This is a genomic window from uncultured Amnibacterium sp., assembly GCF_964244015.1.
Taxonomy (GTDB): Bacteria; Actinomycetota; Actinomycetes; order Actinomycetales; family Microbacteriaceae; genus Amnibacterium.
In genome coordinates this window covers 27,001-36,084 of record NZ_CAXTHO010000017.1, presented here as the reverse complement: position 1 = coordinate 36,084, position 9,084 = coordinate 27,001, and the positions used below count along the sequence as shown (strand labels likewise).

General features: G+C 71.6%; 6 protein-coding genes and 1 pseudogene. 3 read left to right on the top strand and 4 right to left on the bottom strand.

From position 1 onward, the window contains the following. From acnA to ACFE67_RS03765, 3 genes and pseudogenes are all read left to right on the top strand, one after another. Positions 1–581: pseudogene (gene acnA / locus ACFE67_RS03775) on the top strand (aconitate hydratase); the annotation flags it as partial. Positions 582–615: 34 nt separating this feature from the next. Next, positions 616–2,538 carry a 1-deoxy-D-xylulose-5-phosphate synthase gene (gene dxs, locus ACFE67_RS03770; RefSeq protein WP_375405537.1) on the top strand — a complete coding sequence of 641 codons (1,923 nt, stop codon included), beginning with the start codon at positions 616–618 and terminating at the stop codon, positions 2,536–2,538. Between the two features lie 183 nt (positions 2,539–2,721). Then, a complete protein-coding gene (locus ACFE67_RS03765; protein WP_375405536.1) occupies positions 2,722–3,630 on the top strand; it encodes an endonuclease domain-containing protein in 909 nt (302 codons plus the stop codon). A gap of 23 nt (positions 3,631–3,653) precedes the next feature. Here ACFE67_RS03765 and ACFE67_RS03760 read toward each other — a convergent pair whose 3' ends face one another. From ACFE67_RS03760 to ACFE67_RS03745, 4 genes are all read right to left on the bottom strand, one after another. Then, on the bottom strand, positions 3,654–5,816 hold the full coding sequence (locus ACFE67_RS03760) for a 3-hydroxyacyl-CoA dehydrogenase NAD-binding domain-containing protein (RefSeq protein ID WP_375405535.1): 2,163 nt from the start codon (positions 5,814–5,816) through the stop codon (positions 3,654–3,656). Next, positions 5,813–7,054, bottom strand: a complete 1,242-nt coding sequence (locus ACFE67_RS03755; RefSeq protein ID WP_375405534.1) for a thiolase family protein — start codon at positions 7,052–7,054, stop codon at positions 5,813–5,815. The genes ACFE67_RS03760 and ACFE67_RS03755 overlap by 4 nt, the downstream gene beginning before the upstream one ends. Positions 7,055–7,143: 89 nt before the next feature. Beyond that, entirely contained in the window at positions 7,144–8,385 is a 1,242-nt protein-coding gene (locus ACFE67_RS03750) for an HRDC domain-containing protein (RefSeq protein ID WP_375405533.1), read from the bottom strand. Beyond that, positions 8,378–8,965, bottom strand: a complete 588-nt coding sequence (locus tag ACFE67_RS03745) for a DUF3000 domain-containing protein (protein ID WP_375405532.1) — start codon at positions 8,963–8,965, stop codon at positions 8,378–8,380. The genes ACFE67_RS03750 and ACFE67_RS03745 overlap by 8 nt, the downstream gene beginning before the upstream one ends. Positions 8,966–9,084: the final 119 nt, after the last annotated feature.

Genomic DNA, 9,084 nt, shown 5'->3' with positions numbered 1-9,084 from the left:
GCCGCGGCAACCACGAGGTGATGATCCGGGGCACGTTCGCCAACATCCGGCTGCGGAACCGGCTCGTGGACGGCGTCGAGGGGGGCTACACGCGCGACTTCACCGAGGCCGACGGGCCGCAGGCGTTCATCTACGACGCGAGCGAGCACTACCAGGCGGCCGGCATCCCGCTGGTGATCCTGGCCGGCAAGGAGTACGGCTCGGGGTCGAGCCGCGACTGGGCGGCGAAGGGCACGAAGCTGCTCGGCGTCAAGGTCGTGATCGCGGAGAGCTTCGAGCGCATCCACCGGTCGAACCTGATCGGCATGGGGGTGCTGCCCCTGCAGTTCCCCGCGGGCGAGAGCGCCGACACGTTCGGCCTCGACGGGACGGAGTCCTTCGACTTCACGGGCATCACGGTGCTGAACGACGGCGCCACCCCGAAGACGGTCCATGTCGTCGCGACCCCGACGGCGCACACGCCGGCGGGCAGGACACCGGTCGAGTTCGACGCGGTGGTGCGCATCGACACCCCCGGAGAGGCCGACTACTACCGGAACGGCGGGATCCTGCAGTACGTGCTCCGGTCGCTCGTCGCTTGAGCGGGTGGTCTGTGCGGGTCCGTAGGGTGGGCTGGTGACGCTGCTCGAGACCATCCGGGGCCCGAGGGACCTCGACCGCCTGGACCAGCAGCAGCTGACCCGGCTGGCCGACGAGATCCGGGCGTTCCTGATCGACACCGTGTCCCGGACCGGAGGACATCTCGGTCCGAACCTCGGTGTCGTCGAGCTGACGATCGCGCTGCATCGCGTGTTCCATTCCCCGCACGACTCGCTGGTGTGGGACACCGGGCACCAGACGTACGTGCACAAGCTGCTGACCGGTCGGCAGGACTTCTCCCGGCTGAGGAAGACGGGCGGGCTGTCCGGCTATCCGAGTCGCGCGGAGAGCACGCACGACATCGTCGAGAGCTCGCACGCCTCCAGTTCGCTGTCCTGGGCCGACGGCATCTCCCGCGCCTTCCAGGTGTCCGGCCAGAACGACCGGCACGTCGTCGCCGTCGTGGGCGACGGTGCCCTGACGGGCGGGATGACGTGGGAGGCGCTGAACAACATCAGCGACGACAACAACCGCAGGCTCGTGATCGTCGTGAACGACAACGGCCGGTCGTACGCGCCGACGATCGGCGGGATGGCGCGATACCTGAACGAGGTGCGGACGCGACGCAGCTACCGCGACATGCAGAAGGGCTCGAAGCGGCTGTTCGACAACCTCGGGCGACCCGGCCGCGCGATCTACCGCGGTACCCGGGGCGCGTTGCACGGGTTCCTCGCGCGCTTCGCCTACAACGAGCGCATGTACTCGAACCTCGACATCAAGTACATCGGCCCGGTCGACGGGCACGACGAAGCGGCGCTGGAGAACGCGCTGCGGCAGGCGAAGCACTACGAGCTGCCCGTGCTGGTGCACGTCATCACGCAGAAGGGGCGCGGCTACGCGCCCGCCCGCGCCGACGAGGCGGACCGCTTCCACGCCGTCGGCGTGATCGACCCCGAGACCGGTGCGCCGCTCGCGGCCGCCGCGCCCGCCCGCGACTGGGCGGACGCGTTCGGCGGCGACCTCCTGCGGCTCGCGGAGCGCAACCAGCGGATCATCGGGATCACCGCGGCCATGCTGCGGCCCGTCGGGCTCGGTCCGCTCGCCGAGCGGTTCCCCGACCGGGTGATCGACGTCGGCATCGCCGAGCAGCACGCGGTGACCTCCGCCGCCGGACTCGCGTTCGGCGGCCTGCACCCCGTCTTCGCCGTCTACGCGACCTTCCTGAACCGGGCGCTCGACCAGGTGCTGATGGACGTCGCGCTGCACCGCGCCGGGGTCACGTTCGTGCTGCACCGCGCCGGCGTTACCGGGCCGGACGGGCCCAGCCACCACGGGATGTGGGACCTCGCGATGCTGCAGATCGTGCCGGGCATGCGGCTCGCCTCGCCGCGCGACGGCGCGACGCTGGCCGAGGAGCTGGCGGAGGCGGTCGCCGTCGAGGACGCGCCGACCGTGCTGCGCCTGCCGAAGGGCGCGGTACCCGCCGACATCCCGGCGATCGAGCGGCTCCGCGACGGCGTCGACGTGCTCGCTCGCGGCGATGAGCCGGACGTCCTCATCGTCGCGATCGGGGTCATGGTCGCGCAGGGGCTCGAGGTCGCCCGCCTCCTGGCCGACGAGGGCATCCACGTGACCGTCGTGGATCCGAGGTGGGCGGTGCCGATCGCGCCGAGCCTGATCGACCTGGCCGCCACGCACCGACTCGTCGTGACGATCGAGGACGGGGTCCGGGTCGGCGGCGTCGGCACGCGCCTCCGGCAGGATCTGCGTGCGGCCGGCGTCGACACCGCCCTGAACGAGGTCGGCCTGCCGGACGCGTTCCTCCCGCACGCCGAGCGCGGCGAGATCCTGGCCGAGAGCGGCCTGTCCGCGCCGGCCATCGCAGCCGACATCGTGGCCCAGCTGGCCGGCACGAAGCAGCCCGCCGCCAAGCCGGCCAGAACCCGAACCCCCCACTGACCCGCCCTCCTCGGGTCGTGTTCACGGATCAGGGGATCCGGTGGCGCGAAGCGCCCCGGATCCCCTGATCCGTGAACACGACTCACCCGATTCGGCTCCTCCCCAGACCTGATTCGCGTCGAGAAGCCTCCGGCGATCGAACGCGAGCTCTTCGTGCCGGCATGGGAAGCCAGAGTCCTGCACATGTCTGGACCGGGATGGATCTCATTGGACGGTCGCGCACGCGAGGTGCTGCGCGAGCAGGACGGCATCGCGCACGTCGGCGCCTTCGACGCGGCGGAGATCACGCGGCGTCAGCTTGGAGCCCTGCGCGGTCGAGGCGTGCTCGAGCGGCCACGGACGGGCTGGTACGTCGACCCGGAGCTCCCGTGGCAGGTGAAGATCGCGGTTCGAGTGGGCGGTGTCACGACCTGCGTCACCGCCGCCGAGCTCTGGGGACTCCCCGTTCCTCCTGAGTCGTACCGACACGTCCACGTCCTCGTCGACGAGCATGACGGTCGGTTGCGGCACAGCCGCAACAGCAGCTGGGTGCTCGCCACGGTCGAGGACGACCCCCGAGTCGAGCTGCATTGGAGTCGTCGGCACGACCGGACGACAGCGGGACGGACCAGCCTCGTCGATACCCTCCTGCTGCTCGTGGGATGCGTTCCCGAGGCCTGGTTCATCGCCGCGCTCGATGCCGCGCTGCATCGGCCTCGAGATGGGCGACCGATTCTCGACGCGACCGAGTACGGCCGCTTCGCCGAGCTGATCCCCAGGCGGCTGCGGCACCTCATCGACCAGGCGGAACCGTCCGCGGAGAGCTGCCTCGAGACGCTGCTCCGACTCGCCATGATCCGACGCGGTATCGGCCCGATCGTGCTGCAGGCGCAACCCCATCCGGCCCACCGTGTGGATTTCCTCCTGCGAGGACGGCTGATCGTCGAAGCAGACGGTGAAGCGTTCCACGACTCCGAACGAGACCGGATCCGGGACGCGGAGCTCGTCGCGATGGGCTACGTCGTGCTGCGCTTCGACTATCGCAGGATCGTCTTCGACATCGAGCGCGTGCTCGACGAGATCGAGGCGGCGCTCGCCGACCTCGACGCATGAACACGGCCCCGAGCGGTCAGCGATCAGCGGTGGGCGGGGCCGGCGATCCTGGGGGTGTGGAAGGTCGACCCGAAGGTGCGTTCGCTCGCTCCGACCCGGTCGAGGTAGGGGGTGATGCCGCCCGCCTGGAAGGGGTAGCCGGCGCCCAGGATGAGGCAGAGGTCGATGTCCTCGGGTGCGGCGACCACGCCGTCCTCGAGCATCCGGTGGATCTCGTCGGCCAGGCCGTCCTCGACGCGGAGGCGGAACCCTTCCGCCGTCTGCGGGGAGGTCGGCTTCGGCAACGACTTCTTCACGATCGCGAGCGCGCGCGGGTCGAAGCCCTTGACCCCACCCGTGTCGTCCTTCTCCAGCAGGACGCCGGCGTCGGCCAGCGCGTGCAGGTTCGCGGAGTCGAAGAAGCGGTCCGGGAACGCGGCGTGGTGCGTGTCGAGCACGTGCGCACCGACCTGCAGCCCGACCAGGTCGAGCAGCTCGAACGGAGACATCGGCAGCCCGAACGGGTCGAGGGCGTGGTCGACGACCTCGAACGACGTCCCGGTGTCGACGGCGTGCATCGCCTCGCCCAGCACCTTCGCGAGCACCCGGTTCACGACGAAGCCGGGGGCGTCCTTCGTGATGACCGCGTTCTTGCGCAGCTTCTTCGCCACGACCATGGCGGTGGAGAGGGATGCGTCGTCGGTCTGCAACGCCTTCACGACCTCGACCAGGGGCATCACCGCGACCGGGTTGAAGAAATGGAACCCCACCAGCCGCTCCGGATGGGCGAGGTTCGCGCCGATGTCGTCCACCGACAGGGATGACGTGTTCGTCGCCAGCACGGCATCGGGGGAGAGGTGCGGCTCCACGTGCGCGAACACCTGACGCTTGACCGCGAGGTCCTCGAACACCGCCTCGATCACCCAGTCGCAGTCCGCGTAGTCGGCGAGGTCGGTCGTGCCGGAGATGCTCCCGAGCAGGCGGTTCGCCTCGTCGGGGTTCACCCGGCCGCGCGCGGCGAGCTTCTCGATCTCGGCGTGGATGCGCGCGATCCCGGCGTCGACCCGGGTCTGGTCGAGGTCGGTGATCAGCACCGGCACCGTGAGGCGGCGGGCGAACAGCAGCGCGAACTGGCTCGCCATCAGCCCGGCTCCGATCACGCCGACCTTCGTGACCGGCTTCGCCAGGGACGCGTCGGGCGCCCCGGCCGGCCGCTTCGCGCGGCGCTGGACCAGGTCGAACGCGTACAGCGACGCAGCGGCCTGGTCGCTCACGAGCAGGTCGGCGAGCACCTCGTCCTCGGCGGCGAAGCCCGCCAGCACCCCCGCGCGGTCCTTCGCCTTCTTCGCACCGGCGAGGAGGTCCAGTGCCGCGTACGGCGACCTCGGAACGGTCCCGATGGTCGACTCGAGGCGCTTGCGGGCGATCCGGATGGCGACGTCCCACTTCACCGTCCGCTCGAGGCGCCCCGGTGCGTGCGGCCGCTCGACCTTCACGCGCCCGGCGATCACGTCGGCGGCCCACGCGACGGACCGTTCGAGGAACACGGAGGAGGGGAACAGCACGTCCGCGATCCCGAGCTCGAGGGCCTGCTGCGCCGTCAGCGTGCGGTTCTGCTTCAGTGGGTTCTCGACGACGACCTTCAGCGCCGCCTCGATGCCGATCAGGTTCGGCAGCAGCGTCGAGCCTCCCCAGCCGGGGACGATGCCGAGGAACACCTCGGGGAACGCGATCGCCGGAGCGGAGGAGTCGACCGTGCGGTAGTCGGCGTTCAGCGCGATCTCGAGCCCGCCGCCGAGGGCGAGCCCGTTGATGAAGCAGAACGTCGGCACGCCGAGGTCGCCGAGGTGGCCCAGCACCCGGTGCCCGAGCTGCGCGAGCTGCTTCGCGGCGGCCCGGTCCGGGATGGCCCCGACCTGGCTGAGGTCCGCGCCCGCGGCGAGGATGAACGGCTTGCCCGTGACCGCGAGCCCGAGGATCTCGCCGCGCGCCGCGCGGGCCTGCTGCGCGAGCAGCACCGCCTCGAGCGCGAGCAGGCTGCGCGGCCCGAGCGTGTTCGGCCGGGTGTGGTCGCGGCCGTTGTCGAGGGTGACCAGCGCGAGCACGCCGCCGCCCGGCAGCGCGACGTCCTTCGCGAACGCCTCCGTGACCACCTCGTCCGCGCTGAGCGCGACGAGGTCCGTAGGGGCCTCCTGCAGATCGGTCACTTGCCCGCCTCCACGGTGCTCGTCTTCTTGGCAGCCTTCTTGGCGAGCTTGCGATCGAAGTGCGGGTTCTCCCAGATCACACTGCCGCCTTGACCGAGGCCGACGCACATCGCGGTCAGGCCGTACCGGGTCTCCGGGTGCTGCTCGAACTGCCGCGCGAGCTGGATCATCAGCCGGACTCCGGAGGAGGCGAGCGGGTGCCCGAACGCGATCGCGCCGCCCCACGGGTTCACGCGCGGGTCGTCGTCGTCGATGCCGAAGTGGTCGAGCAGGCTGATCACCTGCACCGCGTACGCCTCGTTCAGCTCGAACAGGCCGATGTCGTCGATGCTCAGCCCGGCCTTGCGCAGCGCCTTCTCGGTGCTCGGGATCGGGCCGATGCCCATGATCTCCGGTTCGACGCCCACGAACGCGAAGCTGACGAGCTTCATCTTCACGCTCAGCCCCAGTTCCTTCGCGGTGTCGCCGCTGGCGATCAGGGCGGCGGTGGCGCCGTCGTTCAACCCGGAGGCGTTGCCCGCGGTGACGTACCCGTGCGGCCGGAACGGGGTGCGGAGCGTCGCGAGACCCTCCATCGTGGTCTCGGGCCGCATCAGCTCGTCGCGGACGGCGAGCCCCCAGCCGTCGGCGCCGCGGGTCGCCACGGAGACGAGGTCCGGCTGGATGTCACCGGACTCGTACGCCGCGGCCGCCTTCTGCTGCGAGCGCATCGCGAACCGGTCCGAGCGCTCTTTCGTGAGCGCCGGGAAGCGGTCGTGGATGCGCTCGGCCGTGCGGCCCATCACGAGCGCGTCGGCGCCGACGAGCCGCTCGCTGACGAAGCGCGGGTTGGGGTCGGCGTCGAAGCCCATGGGGTGGCGGCCCATGTGCTCGACCCCGCCCGCGATCGCGACGTCGTAGGCACCGAACGCGATCGCCCCGGCGACGGTCGTCACGCTCGTCATCGCCCCGGCGCACATCCGGTCGATCGCGTAGCCGGGCACGGTCTGCGGCAGCCCGGCGAGGATCGCACTCGTGCGCCCGAGGGTCAGCCCCTGGTCGCCCTGCTGCGTCGTCGCGGCGATCGCCACGTCGTCGACCCGGTCCTTCGGGAGCTGCGGGTTCCGATCGAGCAGGCCGACCATCGCCTTCACGACGAGGTCGTCCGCGCGCGTCCCCCAGTACATGCCCTTCTCGCCCGCCCGACCGAACGGGGTCCGGACCCCGTCGACGAACACGACCTCGCTGCGCTCAACCACGCTGGTGCGCTCCTCACGTTCGGCCCGCGGAACGGGCCTCCGGGATCTTTCCCGGACCTCCAGCCTCCACCGAATCGGCTGCAGGAGACCTACGAGGGCGAAGGAGCCGGATCCGGAACCTCTTGTGCGGCCGCCACAAGCGCATCGGCGATCGCTTGTGCTGTCGCGACGACCTGCCAGGGTCTGGCGCCGTGGGCGGACAGCAGTTCGGCGACCTCGTCCTTCGACATCGCGAGCGGCGTCTCCCAGGACACCCGGCGGAGCGCCTCGGGTGGCAGGAGGTTCTCGGCGGGCAGCGACATGCCCTCCGCGATCGCGGCGACGGCAGGCCGGACGGCCTTCAGTCGCCGGTCCGCCTCCGGGTTGCGATCGGCCCAGGAACGCGGCGGCGGGAGCGTGTCCGACTGCACGCGGGTCGCGGGCAGGTCGTCGGTCGCGAGGCCGGCCTCGACGGCCGCCCACCAGCGGTCGATCTCCGACCGGCTGGCGCGTCCGCTGAAGGTCCGCATGGCCGCGAGCTCCCGCTTGCTTGCCGGCGGCGTGCGCGCGGCGGAGACGAGCGAGGCGTCGGGCACCAGCCTGCCGGGCGCGGTGTCGATCTCCCGCGCGTACGCGTCCCGCGCCTGCCAGAGCGCGCGGGCGACCGCGAGGTTCCTGGCGCCGCGGACGGTGTGCAGCCCGGAGAGCCTGCGCCACGGCTCGGCGGGAGCCGGCTTCGCCTCCTTCATGCGCACCGATCGGAACTCCTGGTCGGCGATCTCGGTCTTGCCGGTCTCGATCAGCAGCGCCTCCTCCGCATCCCGGACGTCGAGCAGCAGCTCGACGTCGAGGGCGGCGTAGACGAGCCACGGTGTCGGCAGCGGCCGGGTCGACCAGTCCGCCGCGGAGTGCTCCTTCGCGAGGTGGAGGCCGAGCAGCCGCTCCACGACGGCGCCGAGGCCGACCCGCTCGAAGCCGAGCAGCCGGGCGCCGAGCTCGGTGTCGAAGATCCGCTCGGGCACGAGTCCGACCTCGAGCAGGCATGGCAGGTCCTGGCTGGCCGCGTGCAGCACCCACTCGGCGCCGCTCATCGCGGTCGCGAGGTCGTCGAGGTCGTCGAACGCGATCGGGTCGAGCAGCACGGTCCCGGATCCGCGGCGGTACAGCTGGATCAGGTAGGCGCGCTGCGAGAACCGGAAGCCGCTCGCGCGCTCGGCGTCCACCGCGATGGGCCCGGTCCCCGCGGCGATGCGCTCGACCGCGTCGCGGTAGCCGGCGAGATCGTCGACGACCTCGACCGGCTGGGCCGGCTTCGCGTCCGGGAGCGGGGCCCCTTCGGCGGGGTCAGTCACGCCCTGCTCGTCGTGCGGACAACACGCTCACTCCCTCTGTCGCCGGCGGGAGGCCGGCGAGCATGCACAGCAACTCGCTCCACCCTTCCACATGCTTGCCGAGGTCGAGATCGGTTGGCGTCCAGGAGGCGCGCAGCTCGACCTTCGCGCCGGTGCCCTGGTCGGCCAGCTCGCCGAAGCCGGACGACACGATGGTCGTGGCCGTGCCGGAGGCGGCGGTGTACTCGGCGCCGCGCACCTCGAGCGCGTCGACCAGCCACGACCAGGTGACCTCGGCGAGGAACGGGTCGGTCCCGATGTCGGTCTCGAGCGGCGCCTGCGCGAAGCAGACGACACGGAAGTCGCCGTCCCATGCCTCCTGGCCGGCAGGGTCGTGCAGGAGGATGAACCGCCCCGTCCCCAGCTCGGAGTCCTCGCCGTGGATGCGCTGCCGCACGTCGCCGGCGAGCGCGAGGGAGAACGGTGCGACCTGGGTGGGGGAGGGGATCTCGGTGACCACGAGGTCGCCCCGCACGCGCGCGGCAGCGATCGACTCGCGCGCCTGCTCGAACGGCGCCGACGTTCCGCTCGGTCCCGGCACCCGTTCATGCTAGGGCCGCGGCCGCTGGACTCCCGTCGGCGCGGCCGAGCGGGCGAGCGGCGACCCGCCGCACCTCTACGATCCGTGGGACGGCCCCGGCAGGCCGGGGGAGCGGAGGG

Coding starts and splice junctions, on each gene's coding strand:
- ACFE67_RS03765 (WP_375405536.1), top strand. CDS start 2,722: ATGTCTGGACCGGGATGGATCTCATTGGACGGTCGCGCACGCGAGGTG.